The following is a 20120-nucleotide window of genomic DNA, read 5'->3' as shown; positions in this document are numbered from 1 at the left end:
GTCGAGCGGAAGCAGGGCATCCTTGCCCTGACAGGTCTACTGCATGTTCATGCCGCCGTTGACCGAGAAGTCGGCCCCGGTGCTATAGGCTGATTCATCGGAAGCCAGCCAGGCCACGATGGAAGCGATTTCTTCAGGTTGGCCGAGGCGCCCGACCGGTGTGGCCGCGATCATGGTGTCGAGAATGTCCGGGCGGATGGCCGCGGTCATGCTGGTCTGGATGTAGCCTGGGGAGACGGTATTGACGGTCACGCCCTTGCCGGACACTTCCCGGGCCAGGGCCATGGTGAAACCATGGATGCCGGCCTTGGCCGCGCTGTAGTTGGTCTGGCCGAACTGGCCGCGCTGACCGTTGATCGATGAGATGTTGATGACCCGTCCCCAACCCTTGGCCAACATTCCTTCAATCACCTGTTTGGTGGTGTTGAACAGGCCGCTCAGGTTAGTGCCGATGACCGCGTTCCAGTCTTCGGGCGTCAGTTTGCGAAAGGAAGCATCACGTGTGATGCCGGCGTTGTTGACCAATACATCGATCGGGCCGTACTGCTCGCGAGCCATCTCGAACGCTTTGCGCGTTGATTCCCAATCGGTGATGTCGCCGTAGATGCATTCGAATTGATAACCCGCCTCCAGTTGGCTCGCCATCCATTCTTTCTTGCGGGAGGAATCTGAGCTACAGCCCACGATGACCTTGAATCCTTCCTTGTACAGGCGTTGGCTTATCGCAGTGCCAATCCCACCCATACCACCCGTGACCAACGCAATACGACCAAGCGACTTCATATGCTCTCTTCCTTTTTGTATTTTGCGTTGCAAGATGGGGGGATTGTTCGGCATAGACGGGGTGTGCGGAAGTGTTGAGAGGTGACGGTCTGGTGTCCAACGGTGCCATGCACGAAATGAAATAGAACTATTCGACACTGCTGTCGTCGCCTCGAAGCGTTCGAGTAGCAGCTGCCGAGCCTGCGAGGCTGCGTTCGGCTCGGGCCGCGTTCGGACGAAGCAGTCGTAAAACCGGACACCGTGGTCTTTCAGCCAAACCGCGTACGCCGGATTTGCGAGGACTTCGGTCGAGCGCGACCCCGGCTCGAACGCAGCCTCGCGGGCTCGGCAGCTGCTACAGGGTGAGACGAATGCCCTGAAATAGTGGCTAAAAGTCAGGAGTACCTATACTGGGATCAATATTGGCAACTGAACCACCCGTTAGTATTTGATTCATCGCAGATCAGTCATGGCTCCGGACAGGATGTTCGGTTCCACAGGTCATTGAGGACGCCATGTATAGAATGAGTTCAGGCTATGCCAGCGTGCTGGTAAATACGCTCTTAGCTCAAGGACTGGATGTTGCCAGTCTGTGTCAGGAGGCTGAACTAGACATGAAGCTCGCGAACAAACCAGGAGCGTTTTGCGAGCGAAGGGCTATCTATCGACTATGGGATCTGGCCGCTCAGGCCTCGGGTGATCCGCACATTGGCTTGAGGGCCTATGGAAGTTTCCACCCCGGCAGCTTTCAGATCGTCGGCTACACCATGATGTCCAGCCTGAATCTGAAAAAAGCCCTTGAAAGACTGGTCCGTTTCAGTCCGTTGATCGGCACTGGATTCAGTCTTTTCTTTACATCGGAACAGCAGAATTACCGACTTTCCGGCCTCGATCATCAACAAAAAGGCTCGGTCAAACCTCGCCAATACACCGATGCAGCGCTGGCTTCATTGCTGGGCTTCTGCCGTAAGCTGGCGGGCGGCAACTCACCGCAACCCTTGAGCGTGGAGTTCAGCTATCCCGAACCTGAAGACACCACCGAGCATCGACGTTTGTTTGGCTGCGACCTGCGTTTCGACGCGGCTTACGACAGCATTTTGTTTGACGGGCAGGAGCTGCTCCGTCCGTTGAGCATGGCCAACGAAGCGTTGGCAGTGCTGCATGACAGTTTTGCCGAGGCGCAACTGGACCTGCTGTTTGGTTTTTGCATCGTCGGCAGGATTCGCGCGCTGCTTACCGAGCGCTTGAGTCAGGGCCATGGACAGTGCGACATGGAGTCGATCGCGGCGGCATTGAACATCAGCAAGCGGACGCTGCAACGCGCGCTGGAAAAAGAAGGGACGCAATTCAAGGATGTGCAGAACGCGGTGCGCCGGCAACTGGCCGATTTTTACCTGCGTCATTCTCACTTCAACATGAAGCATGTCGCCTATCTCCTTGGTTTTCATGATCACAGCAGCTTCAACAAAGCCTGTAGCCGCTGGTTTGGCATGACACCCGGTCAGTATCGGGCCGATGAATCGCTTGAAATCGAGGAGGCCGCGCCGGTCTGACGCGGTCCTCGTCAGCGTTCAACGTTATTTCACCGGAGGTTTTTTCACGCCTTTCTTGCCCTTGGCAGGTTTGCGCACTGGACTCGCAACCTTGGCGACGGGGTCAGGGGTCACTGCGGTTTTTTCCTGCTTGATTGGCTCGGGGATTACCGCTGGGGTTTTCTGTTTGATTGGCTCGGGGATTACCGCTGGGGTTTTCTGTTTGATTGGTTCGGGGATTACCGCTGGGGTTTTCTGTTTGATTGGCTCTGGGGTTACCGCCGGGGCTTTCTGCTTGATTGGCTCAGGGATGACCACTGGGGCTTCCTGCTTGACCGTCTCTGGAGCTATCGCCGGGACTTTCTCTTCGATGGCATCGGATTCACCGGGTGGTTGGGTCAGGCTGAAACCCGGCAGCGGCACGTCCAGCAGCGTGTGCAGCTCACGCCAGAAGGGGTTGTCTGCGCCGCTGGTCAGCAGTTCCGGCAGCAAATTGGCGACGGCCGCCAGCACTTGCTGGCGCTCTTCGACCTCGGCAAGCATCAAGGGCAGGCTGTGCAGGCTTTCTTGCGGATGGGTGGCGACCAGCAGTTTTTGCAGGCGCAGGGTTTCGCGCAAATCAAGCGGTTTGGCACTGTAGTCCTGGAGCAGCACCTGCAGTTGCAGGATCAATTTTTCGACGCTTTCCTTGCCCGACGTGTCGCTGTCGCGGCCCAGCAGGAACAGGATCCGTATCAAGGCTTCCATCAGGCCGCCAAGGGGCAGGGCATCCTGCAAGCGCTCGATCAAAGCCTTGTCGTGCTGCTCGGCATGTTCCTGCAAATTTCGCCCGGGTGCATTGCCGGTGAGGCTATTGAGTACGCCATACACGCCGTAGAAACACATTTCCTGAGCCGCATCGCGCAGATCCCGATAGCCGTTCAAGGCGTCCTGCACCTGGTTGGAAAGCAGTTCCTGCCAGACCAGCAACGGGTTGTTCTGGCTGGCGGGATGGCGATCCTTGCTCACTTGGGCGGCACTGCCTGCCAGCCACCAAAGCGCCGGGTTCAAACTGCTCCAGGCCACTTGTTGCTGATGGAAAGGGTGCGCCCTGCGCAGCATTTCGGCGCTCGGTTCGTTGATCAGCTGGCGCAACCACGGGCGTATGAATTCGTCGTACACACTGTTGTTGATGTCGGACGCGCGCTGGACCAGCGCAAATTCGCGATCGTCATCACGGGGCGGCTGCACCTGGCCATGGATGTCGGCGATACGCCGGCGTTCGAAACGCACGGCATACGGCGTCGCCGAATTCTCCGGCAGGTCTTCGATCAGCATTTCATACAGCCCGGCTGACAGCGCATTGATCGCATCGACCGCACCGAGCAATTCACGGTGCTCGCGCCGCGCCACTTCACCGGACACGAAGATGCCCAGGTGACCGATGCTCGCGTGCCGCAGGTACACGATGGTGCGTCCGGCATTTTGCAACGCGAGATCGCTTGGATAGACGTCGGAGATCCAGTCCAGTGCCTGTTGCGGGGGGGTGATGTTGTCGCCATACGAGCAGAACACCACCACCGGCACTTCGATCAGCTTGAGATCAAGCCCGCTGCTCTTGCGACCGAGGCCGCCGGACAGCCGATTGCCGATGAACAGGTCGTCGACAATCATCTCGATCTCTTCGCCATTGAGCAGGGTCGGGCTGCCCCACCAGCGTTCGAAATCCAGAAAGCGTGCGGCCTCGCTGTCGACTTCGCTGAACAAGTGGTAGTACTTGCCCCAATAGGTGTTGGCCGGGTCCAGGTTTTCGAAATTGCTGACCAGCCAGGTGCCGTCGAAACGGTCATTACCAAGGTCGCTTCCCAGGCGCGCCATCCAGCCACCGCCCAGCAAACCGCCGGTGTAGCGCATCGGATTGCGGCCATTGACGCCGGCCCAATACGACAACGGCGCACCGTTGACGATGATCAGCCCCGGCAGCTCCGGCCGGGTGGCCGCGAGGCCCATTAAGGCCCAGCCCGCCTGGCAGTTGCCGATTACCACGGGTTTGGTGCTGTCGGGATGTCGGGCGCTGACGACTTCGATGAACCGCGCCTGGGCTTCGCTGATATCGGCGAGGGTTTGCCCAGGGCGGGGCGAGTGGCTGAAGGAGACGAAGTAGGTCGGGTGGCCGGCTCTCAGGCTCTCGCCGATGACCGAATCCTGTTTGAAACCGCCGATCCCCGAGCCGTGGCCGCCGCGTGGGTCAATGATGATCACCGGCTGTTTTTTGCTGTCGATCTGTTGTCCGGGACCGCCGAGGATTTGCAACAACGAGTAATTGACCGGGCGAGGCAGGTCTTCACCGGCGACCAGCGTTTCATGATTGAACTTGAGCAGCAGCGGATACCCGGCGCGTTCGTGGGCCAGGGTGTTGTCGCCGCGCTGACGCAAGGTGTCCCAAAACAACACGCTGCGTTGGCCGAGGTCCGTGAAGTATTCCTGCCAGTCAGCAGGCGTTGGCTGTCGGAGTTGCCCAAGGCTTAAAGGCGCGAAGGTTTTTGCCTGGCGCTTCTGCACGGCGTCGAGGACGTTACGGGTATTAAGTCGTTGTAGATGATTGAGGTGCTCGAACAAGCCGGCGGGTTCGGAGAGCTTTTCATCTTGCAGCGCAATATTAACTTCCTGACCCATCGTGATCTCCTGACGCTATGCATGGCAACCTGCGCATCTGAACCCTTTAGTTAAAGAGGACTAGGCCGGCCGTTCGATAGCCTGGAGTTTATAGCGAATAGGGAGGGCATGAGCAAAGTTTATTTTGCACCGCACAAAAATAGACGTTGCCAAATAGTTTTGTGCACTGCAATATCAAGGCTAACGCGATGACTGGCCGGATCGCTATCGCGTCCTCAGGTCCATCAGGGCCTTCCAGTACCAGGAGATTCAAGCATGTCTTTTTTCAATTCGGAAAAACTGCAAACCGCTCAGAAAGCCAACCTCGATCTTTTGCAGCAAATCAGCGGCAAAGTCTTCGCCAGCGTTGAACAGCTCAGCCAGTTGCAGTTCAAGGCACTGCGCGACTCCACCGAAGAGCACTTCGAAGGTGTTCGCAAGCTGCTGGCCGTCCGTGATCCACAAGGTTTCGCCGAGCTTCAGGCTTCTTTCACCCAGCCAAGTGCACAGACTGAACGTCTAGCTGAATTCAACCGTCAGGTCCAAGCGCTGATCGTCGGTACTCAGTCGGACATCGCCAAACTGACCTCGAGTCAAGTCGAAGCGGGCACCCAACAGGTGCAAGAGTTCGTTGAAGCCATCAGCAAGAATGCACCGGCCGGCTCCGAGCCTGTTGTGGCAGCGTTCAAGTCGAGCCTGGCGAATGCCGGTACTGTGTTCGAAAGCGCACAGAAAGCCGTAAAACAGGCTGCCGATGTGGCTCAGAGTGGTTTCGACGCAGCGACTGCCGCGGCCACCAAAGCTGCTCCAGAAGCAAGCGCCAAGGCTACCAGCGGTAACAAGTAAGTCGCATCAAGTAAGCGGCACCAATGGCGATGGGTTTATTCCCCATCGCCATTTTTTTTCGGCCCGTTATCGGTGCCGGGTTTACCGCCAAACATGCCGAACAGGTTCTGGGTATTGAGGTACAACGCCTTGGATTGGTCGACATATTGGCGCATCAGGTCCTGCATCACCGGGGCCTGTTGATGCATGAAGTCGCTCCAGGCTTCGGACGATTGCGCGCCGGTCTGGGACTGGATGTCGATGACTGTCTGGATGCTCTTGTCCAGGTAACTGCCGAGTACGCCCTGATAAGGGCCGTAGAACTGGATAACCCCCAGCAGCATTTCGGTGGTGAAGATGGGCTCACCGCCGCTTTCGGCTTCCAGAATCACTTGCAGCAGGATGCTGCGCGTCAGGTCCTCGCCGCTCTTGGCATCGACCACCTGAAAGGCAATTTTGTCGACCACCAACTGGCGTATGTCCGCCAGCGTCAAATGACTGCTGGTGTGGGTGTCATACAGTCGGCGATTGGGGTACTTCTTGATCAGGCGGGGGGTGGTATCAGTCATGCGGGGCGTCTCGCGGCGGGCCTGGTTTGCAGGCATCTTAACCTACTCTGGCCACTGAAGCGGTTTGGTGTTGGGAGGGAGGGGCTAAGGGCAGAATCAAAAGATCGTCCGAACGCGGCCCGAACCTTCGGCAGCTCCTACAGAAGGAATGCGTACCCCGTAGGAGCTGCCGCAGGCTGCGATCTCTTGATCTACTTACCAGATCGGCAAGGTGTAGCTGACGATCAAACGGTTTTCATCCAGGTCGCTGCCGAAATTGGTCGAGCGCACCGTCGCGTTACGCCATTTCACCCCGACATTCTTCAGCGGCCCGCTCTGCACGACATAACCGATGTCGGTATCACGCTCCCATTCCTTACCTTCCGGACGATTGCCGCCCAGATCGATATTGTCGCCGGTGAGGTAGTGGGTCATGAACGTCAGCCCCGGAACGCCAATGGCCGCAAAGTTGTAGTCGTAGCGAGCCTGCCAGGACTTTTCGTCCTTGCTGGCGAAGTCGCCGATCTGCACGAAGTTCACCAGGAAGGCATCGGTGCCGTTGACGTAGGCGTAGCCGGTGTCGCCGCTCATACCTTGGTAACCCAGGCCCAACGCATGCCCGCCAAGGTAGTAGGTGAACATCGCGCCGATGGCGTTGTTATCGACATTGCTGCCACCGTCGTCCGTGGAGCGGGCGAAGCGCAGATCCGTCTTCAGCGACTGGCCGGTCGTCACCGGCAACACATAGGTCAGGTTGACCAAGTGCTGGCTGTAGAAGTTGTCGAGATGGCCGTAGCTGTAACCGGTGGCGAGGTTGCTGGTCCATTTGTAGTTCAGGCTGGCGAAATCGAAGCTGTCGCTGTCGGCATGACGCGTGATGATGCCTTTGGCGCCGGTCCGGGTGATGCCCATGTCCTCGTAGTCCGAGGAGTCGCGCTGATTGACCTGGGTCAGTCGCCCGGCATCCACGGTCAGGCCTTCGAGTTCCAGCGACGTCAACTGACCGCCCTTGAAGGTTTGTGGCAACAGCCGTGAATCGTTGGCCAGTATCGTCGGCAGTTTCGGCAGCAGCGTGCCGAGTTTCAGCGTACTTTTTGAAGCCCGCACTTTGGCGGTCAGGCCCAGTTCGCCGTACTCGTCCTGAGCACCTTTACTCGTGTCGCGGTGGCGTTTGAGCAGGCCGGAGCCTGCGCGATCAGGGCTGGAGTCGAGCTTGACGCCGACCAGTCCAATGGCATCGAAACCGACACCGATCAAACCGTCGGTGAATCCCGATTCATAGCGCAGCAGGAAGCCCTGTGCCCATTCCTCTTGTTTGGATTGGGCGGCGTTGTCCTGGCGATAGTCACGGTTGAAATAGAAGTTGCGCAGCTCAAGGCTGGCCTTGCTGTCTTTGACGAAGTCAGCAGCGGCGGGGGCCGAGAGGCTGATGACGCCGCCGGCCAGCAACAGTCGGGTAGCGAGGGTGCGGGTGTTGCGGTCCATGGTGAAGCCCCTTTGTTTTTATTATGGAAAGACAGGTCCCACGGCCCTCGCCAGGTGGGCGAGGGCTTATCGATAAAAAACGCGAACGCCGAAAAGACAGGAGCGTGGCGCCGCGTGCGGTTCAATCGTTAGAACTGTTCGGCGCTCAGGCCAAACAAGGAGGCACTGCCTGCGCGGATGGATTGCTCCAGACTCAAAATGCGCGGCAGCAGGCGGTGGATATAGAAGTCGGCGGTGGCGATTTTCGCGCCATAAAACCCTTCGTCTTCGTGCAGCTTTTGCTTGGCAACCTGAGCCATGCGCGCCCAAAGCCAGGCGTAGGCGACGTAGCCGAACAGGTGCAAATACTCCACCGAAGCGGCACCGATTTCGTTGCGGTTGGTCGTAGCCTGATCCTGCAGCCAGTCGCTCAGGTCTTCCAGACGCTGTACGGCATCGAACAGTTGAGCGGAGTAGGGCGCGTCAGGCTGATGGGCGAAATGACGGATCTCGCCGGTGAACTGGCGCAGCGCGACGCCGTTATCGGCCAACACTTTGCGTCCGAGCAGGTCCAGGGCCTGAATGCCATTGGTGCCTTCGTAGATCTGCGCGATGCGCACGTCACGGACCAATTGTTCCTGGCCCCATTCACGGATATAGCCATGGCCGCCGAACACTTGCTGGCCGTTGATGCAGCTTTCCAGGCCGGTGTCGGTGAAAAACGCCTTGGCCACTGGCGTCAGCAGCGCAACCAGGGTTTGCGCGCTGTCGCGCTCCTTGTCGTCAGCGGAAAACTTCGCCAGGTCCAGTTGCTGCCCGACATAACTGGCGAACGCACGGCCGCCCTCGGTCATGGCTTTCATGCTCAGCAGCATGCGACGCACATCGGGGTGGACGATGATCGGGTCAGCCACTTTGTCCGGAGCAATAGCACCGCTCGGCGCGCGGCTCTGCACACGTTCACGGGCGTAAGCCACGGCGCTCTGATAGGACGCTTCGGCGCAGCCAATGCCCTGAATGCCGATGGACAAGCGCTCGTAGTTCATCATGGTGAACATCGCCGCCAGGCCTTTGTTGGCCTCGCCAACCAGCCAGCCGCTGGCGCCGTCGAAGTTCATCACACAGGTGGCCGAGGCCTTGATGCCCATTTTGTGTTCGATCGATCCGCAACTCACGGCGTTGGCATCGCCGAGGGAACCGTCGGCATTGACCAGTACTTTGGGCACTACGAACAGTGAGATGCCTTTCGGCCCCGCCGGTGCGTCCGGCAGTTTGGCCAGCACCAGATGGACAATGTTTTCGGTCAGGTCCTGATCGCCACCGGTGATGAAGATCTTGCTGCCGGTGATGCTGAAGCTGCCGTCGGCCTGAGGTTCGGCGCGGGTGCGGATAATCCCCAGATCGGTGCCGGCGTGGGCCTCGGTCAGGCACATGGAACCGGCCCAGCGGCCTTCGTACATCGGCGGCAGGTAGAGGTTTTTCAGGGTGTCGCTGGCGTGGGCATCCAGTGCCAGGCAGGCACCGGAACTCAACGCTGAATACAGGGCGAAACTGGAGTTGGCGCCGTAGAGCATTTCTTCGAACTGCACGGCGAGCATCTTCGGCATGCCCATGCCGCCGAAATCGGCATTACCGGAAAGACCCACCCAGCCGCCTTCGATGTAGGTGGCATAAGCCTGTTTGAAACCGATTGGCGTGCTGACCTGGCCATCGACCCACTGGGCGCCTTCCTCGTCGCCGCTGCGATTCAATGGCGCAATCAGGTGCGAGGTGACTTTGGCCGCCTCCTCAAGAATGGCGTCAGCGGTGGCGGCATCGACACTGTCGGCCAGGGCCGGCAGGCGTGCCCACAGGGCCGGGGCGTCGAACACTTCATGCAGCACAAAGCGCATGTCGCGCAGCGGGGCGTTGAATTCGGGCATAACGTGAACCTCAAAAGGTTGTGCGATGGGCACGGCGCCGCTTTAGCAGGCCGTGCCCTCTCTATCAATGGCTGGAAGCGCTGGCGGCACCCAGGCCGGTCTGGGCGCGAACGAACTGGTCGGCGTAAGCGTCACGCTCTTTGTCGGCCCGCACGCTGCGGTCGAGTTTCGACACCACGACGATCACGAAGAACGCCAGCGGCATGGAGAACAGCGCTGGGTGGTCGTACGGGAAGATCGCGTGAGCATGGCCGAGCACGGTGACCCAGACGGCTGGCGAGAGGATCACCAGCACCAGCGCACAGATCAGGCCGGCGAAACCGCCGATGATCGCGCCTTTGGTGGTCAAGCCTTTCCAGTACATGGCCATGATCAGCACCGGGAAGTTGGTCGATGCGGCGATGCCGAAGGTCAGGCCCACCAGGAACGCGACGTTCATCTTCTCGAACAGAATGCCCAGCAGAATCGCGATGATGCCCAGGCCCACGGTGGCCATGCGGGTCACGCGCATTTCCTGTTTCTGGCTGGCTTTGCCTTTCTTGAACACCGTGGCGTAGAGATCGTGGGATATCGCCGAGGCACCGGCCAGGGCCAGCCCGGAGACCACCGCAAGAATGGTGGCGAAGGCCACGGCCGAGAGGAAACCGAAGAACAGGTTGCCACCGACCGCTTTGGCCAGGTGCATGGCGACCATGTTGCCGCCGCCAATCAAGGCGCCGCCGACTTCACCATTAACGTAGTACTGCGGGTCGGTGCCGATGATCACCATTGCGGCAAAGCCCAGGGTGCAGACAACAAGGAAGAAGAAACCGATGAAACCGGTGGCGTAGAACACCGACTTACGCGCTTCCTTGGCGTTAGGCACGGTGAAGAAGCGCATCAGAATGTGCGGCAGACCGGCAATCCCGAACACCAGGCCCAGCGACATCGAAGCCGTGTTGATCGGGTCGGCGAGCATTGAACCGGGGCCCATGATGTTCCAGCCGCTGGCATGGGCTTCGACGGCTTTGGTGGCCAGGGTTTCGTAGCTGAAACCGAATTGCGACATGGCCATGAACGCCAGAGTCGTGCCGCCGGCAAGCAGCAACACAGCCTTAATGATCTGCACCCAGGTGGTGGCGATCATGCCGCCGAAGATCACGTACACCAACATCAATGCGCCGACGATCACCACGGCTACCGGGTAGTCGAGGCCGAACAGCAATTTGATCAACTGACCGGCACCGACCATCTGCACGATCAGGTAGCAGCACACCACCGTCAACGAACCAAACGCAGCGAAGATCCGCACTTTGTTCTGGTCCAGTCGATAGGACACGATGTCGGCAAAGGTGTAGCGCCCCAGGTTGCGCAGACGCTCGGCCATCAGGAAGGTGATGATCGGCCAGCCGACGAAGAAGCCGATGGTATAGATGAAGCCGTCGTAACCCTTGGCGAACACCAGGCTGGACAGCCCCAGCAGCGTGGCGGCGGACATGTAGTCGCCGGCAATCGCCAGACCGTTCTGGAACCCGGTGATCCCACCGCCCGCGGTATAGAAGTCCGACGTGGATTTGGTTTGCCGCGCGGCCCACCAGGTAATGGCCAGCGTGCCCAGCACGAAGACGAAGAACATGCCGATCGCATGCAGGTTGAGCGGTTGTTTTTCCACCGCACCCAGCGCGGGTGCAGCCAGCACAACGGAGGCCGGCAAGAGCCCGGCAGCGGCGAGGAGAAGTTTACGGAGCAGGTTCATTACTTGCTCTCCTCAAGAATGGCGGCGCCCAGTGCATCGAAGCGCGTGTTGGCGCTGTAGACGTACCAACCGGTCAGTAGCCAGGAAAATATGATGATCGCCGCGCCAACCGGCATGCCCAGGGTCAACATCCGATGCTCGGTGAGTGGCGCATGCAGCCACTGCGGGGCAAACGCCACCACCAGCATGAACGCGTAGTAAGTACCCAGCACCGCAGCACTGAGTGACCAGGCCAGGCGCGAACGGCTGCTCACCAATTGAAGGAATTTCGGGTTGGACCGAATGCGTTCACAGCGTTGGGTATCGGTTGAATGGATGTCGATCATGGGTGGCTCCATCTTGTTGTTGTTATCGATGCTTTGGATATTTAAGGGCAGGGCAGAGCCGAATCCGGCCTGCACGAGCCCGAAGCGGCCGGTAAAAACACCGGCCGCTTGACGGGTACAACGTGGATTCGGTTAGAGCGCTTTGGCCCTGTCGCGCAGAACGTACTTCTGGATCTTGCCGGTTGAAGTCTTCGGCAGGAGGGTGAAAACCACTGTGCGCGGGACTTTGAAACCGGCCAGATGCTCGCGGCAGAAACTGATGATGTCGGCCTCACGAACGTCCTGGTGATCAGCCTTCAACGTGATAAAGGCGCAGGGCGTTTCGCCCCACTTCTCATCAGGGCGGGCGACGACGGCCGCTTCCATGACGGCTGGATGGCGATAGAGCACACCTTCCAGTTCGATGGTGGAAATGTTCTCGCCGCCGGAAATGATGATGTCCTTGAGCCGGTCCTTGATCTCGACGTACCCGTTCGGATGACACACCGCCAGGTCGCCGGTGTGGAACCAGCCGCCTTCGAACGCTTCGGCCGTGGCGGTCGGGTTCTTCAGGTAGCCCTTCATCACGGTGTTGCCGCGCATGAAGATCTCACCGATGGTCTGACCATCTCGCGGGGTCGGCTCCAGCGTCTTCGAGTCGCCGACCATCACGCCTTCGAGCGTCGGGTAGCGCACGCCCTGACGGGATTTGATTTGCGCCCGTTCGTCCAGCGGCAACTCATCCCATTCGGCATGCCAGGCGCAGAGCGTCACCGGGCCATAGGTTTCGGTCAGGCCATACACGTGGGTGACCTTGATGCCCATTTCTTCCACGGCACCGATCACTTTGGCCGGTGGCGCGGCACCGGCGACCATGGCGTTGACCGGGTGATCGATCGCCGCTTTAGCCGATTCCGGCATGTTGACCAAGGCATTGAGCACGATCGGCGCGGCGCACAGATGGGTGACCTGATGCTCGCGGATCAGCGTGAGGATTTTTTGTGGATCGACACGGCGCAGGAACACATGCACACCGGCCATGGCAGTGATGATCCACGGGTAGCACCAACCGTTGCAATGGAACATCGGCAGGGTCCAGAGGTACACCGGGTGGTTGCCCATGGCCCAGGTCATCTGGTTGCCCAACGAGTTCAGGTACGCACCGCGATGGTGGTACACCACGCCTTTGGGGTTGCCGGTGGTGCCTGAGGTGTAGTTCAGCGAGATGGCTTGCCATTCGTTCGCCGGCCACTGCCAGGCGAAGGCTGGGTCGCCTTCGGCCAACAGCGCTTCATAGTCCAGATCGCTGACTGCCTGGCCTTCGCCGTATTCCGGATCATTGACGTCGATGACCAGCGGCGGGTGATCCAGCATGCCGATCGCCGCGTGAATCACATCATGGAACTCGCGGTCGGTGATCAGCACCTTGGCTTCGCCATGCTGCAGCATGAAGGCAATGGCTTCGGCATCCAGACGCACGTTGAGCGGGTTGAGTACCGCGCCAATCATCGGCACGCCGAAGTGCACTTCAAGCATCTCGGGAATGTTGGGCAGCATCACGGCCACCGTGTCGTTCTTGCCGATGCCGCGACCGGCCAGCGCCGAAGCCAGCCGGCGGCAGCGGGTGTAGGTCTGCGCCCAGGTGCGGCGGATAGAGCCATGGATGACGGCGGGGTAGTCCGGATAAACGCTGGCGGTGCGCTCGATGAAGCTGAGCGGAGACAAGGCAATATGATTGACAGCCGCAGGGCCTAGCCCTTGTTCATAGATCGACATGTACGGGTACTCGGTGGCTGATTGTTAGCTCTATAGGTGACCTTGCAGCGTCGCCGCTGAGGGCACCTTTTATGTCCGGCTTGCTTTATATAACATTCAGCTACCGATATGGAAGTACAACCTACGACATATAGGATATGTGCTATATTTTCTTCTGGCAGGTCTAAATGAATGCAGTGACACCGCCAAGGCCGGTATATCCTTGGCTTCCCCAACGTAGCGGACCTGTGATGACCCTGACTCCCGTTCGATTGCACAGCTGGTTGCGCCTGCAGCGCGAGGGCGTGTCGCTGGCCGCCCGGGCCGATGCGTTGTGCCGGGCGCTGCAGGATTGCCCTGAGGTGCACCGGGCGGTTTATCTGAGTTGGCAAGCCAATGCGCGGATTTACAGCCACGAGGGCGCCGCCCAGCATTTTCCACCGGGGCTGGGCGACCCTTCGCTGGCCAGCGATCAGTTGCTGTTTAATCGGCTGGTCGAAGCGGGGCGGCTGGACCTGACGCAAGTGCGGCAACTCGATTGCTGGTTGGCCGGGCGACTGCGCCGGGCGGCTATCAGCCATGGCCAGGTGTTTGATCTGGCCTTGCAACCGGGGCAGCCGGGGTTGTTATTGGTGGAAGTGTGCGAGGGCGTGAGTCTTGATTGGCTGGGGTGGGTGCAGGACTTGCTGACGACGTTGCTGAACAGCGTCAACGGTATGCTGCGCGGCTCGCCGCTGTTGGGCCACGATCCGCAACCGAGTCTGTTGCTCGATGCACAGGGCCGGCCGCTGGAATTCAATGCCGCGCTGTTGGCACTGCTCGCCGAAAAACCGCTGACCGATGTGCTGGGCTTTTTGCCGGTCAATCACCGGGTGCTGGTCCGTGCCTGCCTCGACCAGCAACGCGCTATCGAGGGAGTCGAAGCCCAGTTCGAAGCGCAAATATTGATCTGGACGTTTATCCCCGATCCCCAGGACAACCGTGTGCTCGCCCGTTGCCGCGATGCCACGGCACAAGTGCTGGCCGAGCGTGAAGCCGCCACGGCACGGCGGCTGTACAGGCTGATCATCGAGAACACCACTGACCTGATTTCCCGACACACACCGGACGGGCGCTTTCTGGATGCATCGCCCGCATCCTGGACATTGCTTGGCTACTGGCCGGAAGAGTTACGCGGGCAAATGGCCCAGGGCTTGTTCCATGGTCAGGACCTGGCCAGCCTGGTGCAGCGCGCGCGGGATGCTCTGGAGCAGGACGGTTATCACACAATGACGTATCGCATTCGTCATCGAGACGGGCATTACCTGTGGTTCGAAACCGCAAGCCGGGCGATTCGTGAAACCTACACCGGGACGGTGGTTGAAGTGGTCAGCGTGTCCCGGGACATTACCGCTCGGGTGCAAGCCGAGGAGAACAAGCGGCGTCTGGCGGAGGTGGTCGAGGCCAACACCGATCCGGTGTTGTTCATCGACTCCGAGGGGCAGGTCACTTATCTCAATCCTGCTGCTCGGCGCATCCTCGGGATCGACGAGCAACAGCCGATGCCGGCCCTGGCGACGTTGTTCGCCAGCGGCGACCTGACACGTCTGCAGCGTGATGGTTGGAGCAGCGCCGAACGCGACGGTGTCTGGAGCACCGATGCGCGATTGCAGCCACCGGGTGGCGGCACTTCAGTGCCGGTATCGCTGGTGTTGCTGGCGCACCGTTCGGCCGGCGGCGAGCGCTATTACTCCTTGGTGGCGCGGGACATGACCGAGCGTGAACTGCGTGAGGTGCAACAGCGCCGCCATCAGGACGAACTGGCCCACACCGCGCGGTTGGTCACCCTGGGTGAATTGGCCTCGGGCATCGCTCACGAAATCAACCAGCCGCTGGCGGCGGTGGTCAATTACGCCAATGCCAGCCAGCGCTATTTACAGACGCTGGATTCCAATCCCCAGGCCGCCGCCCGAGTGGCGCAGGGGCTAGAGCGCATTACCCATCACGCCACGCATGCTTCAGAAGTGATCAGACGTTTACGGGCGTTTCTACGCAAGGGACAACGCCGGATGCAGGCCCTGAATTTCACCGATGTCGCCCGCGAGGCCGTGCGCTTGTGTGCCTGGGAAGCGAGCAATTGCCAAGTGACAATCGAGGATCGCCTGCCGGATAATCTGCCGCCGATTTATGCCGACCGGGTGCTGCTGGAGCAGGTGCTGCTCAATCTGTTGCGCAATGCCATCGATGCCAACCGCGAACAACATCCGGGGCAACCTTCCCTGATCGTGATGGCTGCGGGGCAGGGCGGTGCTGCCACCGTGGAAATCAGTGTGCAAGACCAGGGACCGGGCGTCAGCGAGCCCGAACTGGAGCAGATATTTACCCCGTTCTATACCAGCAAGGCCGATGGCCTGGGGCTTGGCTTGTCCATGAGCCGCAGCATCATCGAAGGTTTCGGTGGCGAATTGCAGGCCCGACGCCAAGCTGTCGGGCTGCTGATGTGCTGCCGTTTGCCGCTGGCCGGCCCAACAAAACAACAACAGGAATAACGTAATGGCAGGTGTGACGGAGCACGTGGTGTATGTGGTCGACGACGATCAAGGCATGCTCGACTCAACGGTCTGGTTATTGGAATCGGTAGGGCTCAAGGCCTTGCCGTTTACCAGTGGCGTGGAGTTTCTCAGTGCTTGTGATGCCACGCTCGATGCCTGCGTGTTGCTCGATGTTCGCATGCCCGGCATGGGCGGTTTGAACGTGCAGGAAGAAATGCGCACACGTGAGCTGAACTTGCCGATCATTTTCGTCAGCGGGCACGCGGATGTGCCGATCGTGGTTCGCGCCTTCAAGGCAGGCGCCCATGACTTCATCGAGAAGCCCTATAACGAGCAATTGCTGCTGGACAGCGTGCAACAGGCGCTAAGCAACTGCGCAGCAAACCGCTCGGGCAATCAGGGTCATGAAGCCTTGCAGGCACGCTTGCTGACATTGACCCCACGGGAGCGCGATGTCTTGCTGCCGCTGGTTCAGGGGTACACCACCCGAGAGATCGCTGAGCAACTGGGCGTGAGCGCAAAAACCGTCGATCTGTATCGCTCTCGGGTGATGAAACGCATGCAGGCCAATACCTTGCCGGACCTGGTGGGCATGGCCATCGCCGCTGAACTGGTCGATCCGCTGAAGCTGCGGTGATTGCTCGCGTTTTCCATTGAGCGACTATGCTGGGCTAACCCATCTCATCCCTCTGCAGCGATCTGCAAGGAGGCAGCAATGGTGCCCACCTCCAGCTCCGAGAAGGCGTTCACACGCAGTCTGCTCGATGTTTTGATCCGTGCCGGGCTGATTGCCGTACTGGTGCTGTTCTGCTTTGAGATCTTCAGCCCGTTCCGCGACCTCATGCTGTGGTCGCTGATCCTGGCGATCACCCTTTATCCACTGCAAGTGCGGCTCAAAGGGCCGTTGGGTCAGAAAGACGGCCGCATTGCGGCGCTGATTGTGCTGATCGCTATCGTTGTGCTCATGGTGCCGATCTATCTGTTGGTCACCTCGATTGCCGATTCGGTCGCGCATGCCATGACCACCGTGAGGGACGGCAACTTCCATATTCCGCCACCCGCTGATTCAGTCGCTGACTGGCCGTTAGTGGGCAAGTCTGTCTCTGCTTTATGGCTGCAGGCCTCAACCGATCTTCCCGACCTGGCAGCGAAGTACCTGCCGCAGATAAAACATTTCAGCTTGAGTTTCCTGGGCAAACTGGCCGGCGTCGGCATGGGGTTCCTCACCTTTGTCTTTGCATTGATCATCGCCGGCATTTTCATGGCCTATGGCGAGAGCGGCAGGCGCAGTGCGGTACAGATCGCTTCACGCGTCAGCGATCCGGCCAAGGGGCCGAAAATCGCCGAACTGTGTACCGCAACGATCCGTGCGGTCGCGCTGGGGGTGGTCGGCATCGCCTTCATCCAGATGCTGCTGGTGGGCATCGGATTCGTGATCAAGGGTGTCCCCGGCGCCGGTCTGCTCGCCTTGGCGGTGCTGCTGCTCGGCATCATGCAATTACCGGCGACGCTGATTACGCTGCCCGTGATTGCCTTTGTGTTCGCCACCGAAGGGGCCAGCACGGCGACCATCGTCTTCGCCATCTATGTGTTCGTTGCCGGCCTGGTGGATAACGTACTCAAGCCCTTGCTGCTGGGGCGCGGTGTCGATGTGCCGATGCCGGTGGTGTTGATCGGTGCGCTGGGCGGCATGGTCACCAGCGGTATCCTCGGTCTGTTCATCGGCCCGGTGGTGCTTGCGGTCGGCTATCAGTTGTTCTGGCAATGGGTGGAGGATCAGCCGCAGAACAGACCGGACGTCCCGCGGACGTTATGACTGCCCGGGCTTGCGCTAGCATGAAAGGTGTTCAGACACTCGCCCTGACATTGGCAGACGGGATCTTGCAGGGGCCGGAGGAGGCGTTTTGAAAACATTCCTGCTCGGGCCTAGCGCCTCAACGCTGAACATGTTGCGTCAAGCGTGCCTGCAACGCCGAGATGCGGTGCCGCCAACGTTAACCGAAAAAGCGCTCATCCCTGACATTCCAGATGCTCGCTACTGGCTGGACCAGGATCTGACCCCGTTCATTCGGGATGTGAGTCAAGCCAACCTTCGAGAGGCTGAGGCGCTCGCCAGCGCAGGGATGCCCAGTGACACCCTGCCGCTGGCAAGCATGTTGGCCGTTTCGGGCGGCGGCGACGCAGGCACATTCGCGGGGGGCATCATTGCGGGATGGACCCTGCATGGGTCTCGTCCCGTGTTCAAAGTCGTCACCGGCATTAGCGCTGGCGCCCTGGTCGCCCCGTTTGCCTACCTGGGGCCCCAGTACGACGGTGTCATTCTGGGTATCTGCAATGCAGTCGGTCCAAAAGACATTTTCCATGCGCGCAATGTGCTGACCCGTCTTGCCAGCGATGGTATGGCGCACAGCAAGCCACTGTCGCGGCTGATTGCACAGCACGTCACTGCCGAGGTTCTTGCGGCGATCGCGTCGGAATACGCCAAAGGACGACTGCTGATGATCGGCACCACCGACCTTGATTCAGGACGCCCGGTCACCTGGAACATGGGCGCTATTGCCTCCAGCCAGGCACCGGGCGCGCTAGACCTGTTTCGCAACATCATGATCGCGTCGATGAGTATTCCCGGCGCCGTCTCACCCGTCATGATCGATGTGGAGGTTGACGGCCATCAGTTTCAGGAGATGCACGTGGACGGAGGCGTCTTGACTCAGGTGTTCCTTTACCCACCCGGCACCGTGATGGCGCTGAACCGCGTGTCCGGGGCGCGTTTGCGTGATGAACGGCACTTCTATGTCATTCGCAACGGCAAACTGGAGTTGCAGTGGTCCGGAACCAAGCGCCGCACCTTGAGCATCGGCGGTCGCGCCATCAGCGCATTGATCCAGACTCAGGGGATCAGCGATCTGGATCGGATTTACCGAATTGCACAGCAGGATGGGGCGGACTTCAATCTGGCGTACATCGGCTCCGATTTTGATATTTCTCGCAATCATAGATTTGATGGCGAGTACATGAAGCGCTTGTTCGATTACGCCTTTCAACTCAGCGCGAAAGGGTATCCGTGGCATAAATCGCCGAGTACGTGAGAGAGGGCCGACGCTCTGCCTAATGCCAGTCAGTTAAGCCGTAACGCGATCTGTAGCAGCTGCCGAGCTTGCGAGGCTGCGTTCGGCTGCGTAGCAGTCGTAAAATCAGTCATTGCAGTACATCAGGCATACCGCGTCAGCCGGACTCACGACTGCTTCGCAGCCGAACGCAGCCTCGCGGGCTCGGCAGCTGCTACAAAAGTGTCGCGGCTGAAATATTGGAAAAGCGGCGCTTGATTTTCCGCACTTGCCCCAGAGAAATCAGCTGACCGGCTCGGCCGTACAACTCATTGCCCCTGAGCCTGGCTTCTGGAAAATCACCCCGTTGCCGTCTTGCCAGAAGCGGTAGCTCCCCTGGGAATCCTTGCCAGTGTATTGGGTTCCCGAATCACTCGGCACCTGGCTCAGGGTGATCGAGGTGTTCGCCCATTTCAGGTACACGACACCTGGCTGCGTGTTGAAGAAGGTGGCGGCAATCAGTGAGCTAAATCCTGTACAACGAAAAGCCAAGGGGCCTTCGGTGAGACTGTCTGGATCCTTGGTTCTCACAATGGCCGAGCCCTGGCGTAGCTGGTGCGCGCGCTCGGCATAACTTCGAATCGTGCACGCCTTGGGCTCAGGCGTGGACGCACACTGATTACGGGAGTCGATCCAGAACTGCTGGTCGATCAAGACTTTGTCTGGCCGCGGTTCTGAACGTTCATCCGTGAGCGCCAGGCGATAAAGTCGCGTCAGTTCGATATCCATCTGCGCCAGTTGCGGATCGCGACAGATCAGCTTTTCGACGGATGCCCTTGCCGTGGCGCAGTCGAAGCTGGTCTTGAACGACGCAGCATTTGCGCAGGTGCTCGTCGCCGCGCAAACGCTGGCAGCGAGCAGACAGGTGAAAAGGGTCGTGACCGTTTTCATGTTGGCTTCACCCAGATCATTACGCGATCCCCGGATTGCCATGGAACCTATCGATCTGTTGGACATTCATTCGTTCGCATTGGGTGTATCGCAGTGTAAGTCAGTGCTC

The 20120-nt window shown here is 59.5% G+C and carries 15 protein-coding genes; 6 read left to right on the top strand and 9 right to left on the bottom strand.

Annotated elements, in window-relative coordinates; translation table 11 throughout:
* Positions 1 to 36 precede the first annotated feature (36 nt).
* On the bottom strand, positions 37 to 783 hold the full coding sequence (gene phbB, locus CUN63_RS27760) for an acetoacetyl-CoA reductase (protein WP_129444160.1): 747 nt from the start codon (positions 781 to 783) through the stop codon (positions 37 to 39).
* A 494-nt stretch (positions 784 to 1277) separates the two neighbouring features.
* Here phbB and CUN63_RS27755 point away from each other — a divergent pair, with 494 nt between their 5' ends.
* The gene (locus tag CUN63_RS27755) at positions 1278 to 2315 is read left to right on the top strand and encodes an AraC family transcriptional regulator (RefSeq protein WP_129444158.1); all 1038 of its coding nucleotides are present in this window, start codon (positions 1278 to 1280) and stop codon (positions 2313 to 2315) included.
* Positions 2316 to 2339: 24 nt separating this feature from the next.
* Here CUN63_RS27755 and CUN63_RS27750 read toward each other — a convergent pair whose 3' ends face one another.
* Entirely contained in the window at positions 2340 to 4949 is a 2610-nt protein-coding gene (locus tag CUN63_RS27750; RefSeq protein WP_129444156.1) for a DUF3141 domain-containing protein, read from the bottom strand.
* Between the two features lie 255 nt (positions 4950 to 5204).
* Here CUN63_RS27750 and phaP point away from each other — a divergent pair, with 255 nt between their 5' ends.
* Positions 5205 to 5774 (top strand): TIGR01841 family phasin, encoded by a 570-nt coding sequence (gene phaP, locus CUN63_RS27745; protein WP_129444153.1) that lies wholly within the window; start codon positions 5205 to 5207, stop codon positions 5772 to 5774.
* A 35-nt stretch (positions 5775 to 5809) separates the two neighbouring features.
* On the opposite strand, the gene phaR is transcribed toward phaP, so the two are convergent.
* From phaR to CUN63_RS27715, 6 genes are all read right to left on the bottom strand, one after another.
* Positions 5810 to 6358 carry a polyhydroxyalkanoate synthesis repressor PhaR gene (gene phaR, locus CUN63_RS27740; protein ID WP_129444151.1) on the bottom strand — a complete coding sequence of 183 codons (549 nt, stop codon included), beginning with the start codon at positions 6356 to 6358 and terminating at the stop codon, positions 5810 to 5812.
* A gap of 159 nt (positions 6359 to 6517) precedes the next feature.
* Complete coding sequence (locus CUN63_RS27735) at positions 6518 to 7786, bottom strand: OprD family porin (RefSeq protein WP_129444149.1); 1269 nt, start codon at positions 7784 to 7786, stop codon at positions 6518 to 6520.
* Between the two features lie 128 nt (positions 7787 to 7914).
* Entirely contained in the window at positions 7915 to 9687 is a 1773-nt protein-coding gene (locus CUN63_RS27730; protein WP_129444147.1) for an acyl-CoA dehydrogenase C-terminal domain-containing protein, read from the bottom strand.
* A 64-nt stretch (positions 9688 to 9751) separates the two neighbouring features.
* Entirely contained in the window at positions 9752 to 11422 is a 1671-nt protein-coding gene (locus CUN63_RS27725; RefSeq protein WP_129444145.1) for a cation acetate symporter, read from the bottom strand.
* A complete protein-coding gene (locus CUN63_RS27720) occupies positions 11422 to 11748 on the bottom strand; it encodes a DUF485 domain-containing protein (protein WP_129444143.1) in 327 nt (108 codons plus the stop codon). Before CUN63_RS27720 ends, CUN63_RS27725 begins: the two co-directional genes overlap by 1 nt.
* A 132-nt stretch (positions 11749 to 11880) precedes the next feature.
* Complete coding sequence (locus CUN63_RS27715) at positions 11881 to 13503, bottom strand: acyl-CoA synthetase (protein WP_129444141.1); 1623 nt, start codon at positions 13501 to 13503, stop codon at positions 11881 to 11883.
* Positions 13504 to 13733: 230 nt separating this feature from the next.
* Here CUN63_RS27715 and CUN63_RS27710 point away from each other — a divergent pair, with 230 nt between their 5' ends.
* The 4 genes from CUN63_RS27710 to CUN63_RS27695 all read left to right on the top strand — a co-directional run bounded on the left by CUN63_RS27710 (position 13734) and on the right by CUN63_RS27695 (position 19102).
* Positions 13734 to 16010, top strand: coding sequence for a PAS domain S-box protein (locus tag CUN63_RS27710; RefSeq protein WP_129444139.1), 2277 nt, complete (start codon positions 13734 to 13736; stop codon positions 16008 to 16010).
* Between the two features lie 4 nt (positions 16011 to 16014).
* Entirely contained in the window at positions 16015 to 16650 is a 636-nt protein-coding gene (locus CUN63_RS27705; RefSeq protein ID WP_046055223.1) for a response regulator transcription factor, read from the top strand.
* Between the two features lie 78 nt (positions 16651 to 16728).
* Entirely contained in the window at positions 16729 to 17829 is a 1101-nt protein-coding gene (locus tag CUN63_RS27700; RefSeq protein ID WP_129444137.1) for an AI-2E family transporter, read from the top strand.
* 88 nt (positions 17830 to 17917) lie between these two features.
* Entirely contained in the window at positions 17918 to 19102 is a 1185-nt protein-coding gene (locus tag CUN63_RS27695) for a patatin-like phospholipase family protein (RefSeq protein ID WP_129444135.1), read from the top strand.
* 261 nt (positions 19103 to 19363) lie between these two features.
* Here the strand turns inward: CUN63_RS27695 and CUN63_RS27690 are convergent, their stop codons facing one another.
* On the bottom strand, positions 19364 to 20011 hold the full coding sequence (locus tag CUN63_RS27690; RefSeq protein WP_129444133.1) for an MliC family protein: 648 nt from the start codon (positions 20009 to 20011) through the stop codon (positions 19364 to 19366).
* Positions 20012 to 20120: the final 109 nt, after the last annotated feature.

It is taken from the genome of Pseudomonas sp. ACM7 (assembly GCF_004136015.1).
Taxonomy (GTDB): domain Bacteria; phylum Pseudomonadota; class Gammaproteobacteria; order Pseudomonadales; family Pseudomonadaceae; genus Aquipseudomonas; species Aquipseudomonas frigoris.
Note: the sequence above shows the minus strand (reverse complement) of the source record. Positions and strands in the feature narration are given on the sequence as shown.

What these genes read in the sequence shown, in the direction of transcription:
- CUN63_RS27725 (WP_129444145.1), bottom strand. Translation starts at nt 11,422, where the DNA reads ATGAACCTGCTCCGTAAACTTCTCCTCGCCGCTGCCGGGCTCTTGCCG.
- phbB (WP_129444160.1), bottom strand. Translation starts at nt 783, where the DNA reads ATGAAGTCGCTTGGTCGTATTGCGTTGGTCACGGGTGGTATGGGTGGG.
- CUN63_RS27700 (WP_129444137.1), top strand. Translation starts at nt 16,729, where the DNA reads ATGGTGCCCACCTCCAGCTCCGAGAAGGCGTTCACACGCAGTCTGCTC.
- CUN63_RS27715 (WP_129444141.1), bottom strand. Translation starts at nt 13,503, where the DNA reads ATGTCGATCTATGAACAAGGGCTAGGCCCTGCGGCTGTCAATCATATT.
- CUN63_RS27705 (WP_046055223.1), top strand. Translation starts at nt 16,015, where the DNA reads ATGGCAGGTGTGACGGAGCACGTGGTGTATGTGGTCGACGACGATCAA.
- CUN63_RS27750 (WP_129444156.1), bottom strand. Translation starts at nt 4,949, where the DNA reads ATGGGTCAGGAAGTTAATATTGCGCTGCAAGATGAAAAGCTCTCCGAA.
- CUN63_RS27735 (WP_129444149.1), bottom strand. Translation starts at nt 7,786, where the DNA reads ATGGACCGCAACACCCGCACCCTCGCTACCCGACTGTTGCTGGCCGGC.
- phaR (WP_129444151.1), bottom strand. Translation starts at nt 6,358, where the DNA reads ATGCCTGCAAACCAGGCCCGCCGCGAGACGCCCCGCATGACTGATACC.
- CUN63_RS27720 (WP_129444143.1), bottom strand. Translation starts at nt 11,748, where the DNA reads ATGATCGACATCCATTCAACCGATACCCAACGCTGTGAACGCATTCGG.
- CUN63_RS27690 (WP_129444133.1), bottom strand. Translation starts at nt 20,011, where the DNA reads ATGAAAACGGTCACGACCCTTTTCACCTGTCTGCTCGCTGCCAGCGTT.
- CUN63_RS27755 (WP_129444158.1), top strand. Translation starts at nt 1,278, where the DNA reads ATGTATAGAATGAGTTCAGGCTATGCCAGCGTGCTGGTAAATACGCTC.
- phaP (WP_129444153.1), top strand. Translation starts at nt 5,205, where the DNA reads ATGTCTTTTTTCAATTCGGAAAAACTGCAAACCGCTCAGAAAGCCAAC.
- CUN63_RS27730 (WP_129444147.1), bottom strand. Translation starts at nt 9,687, where the DNA reads ATGCCCGAATTCAACGCCCCGCTGCGCGACATGCGCTTTGTGCTGCAT.
- CUN63_RS27710 (WP_129444139.1), top strand. Translation starts at nt 13,734, where the DNA reads ATGACCCTGACTCCCGTTCGATTGCACAGCTGGTTGCGCCTGCAGCGC.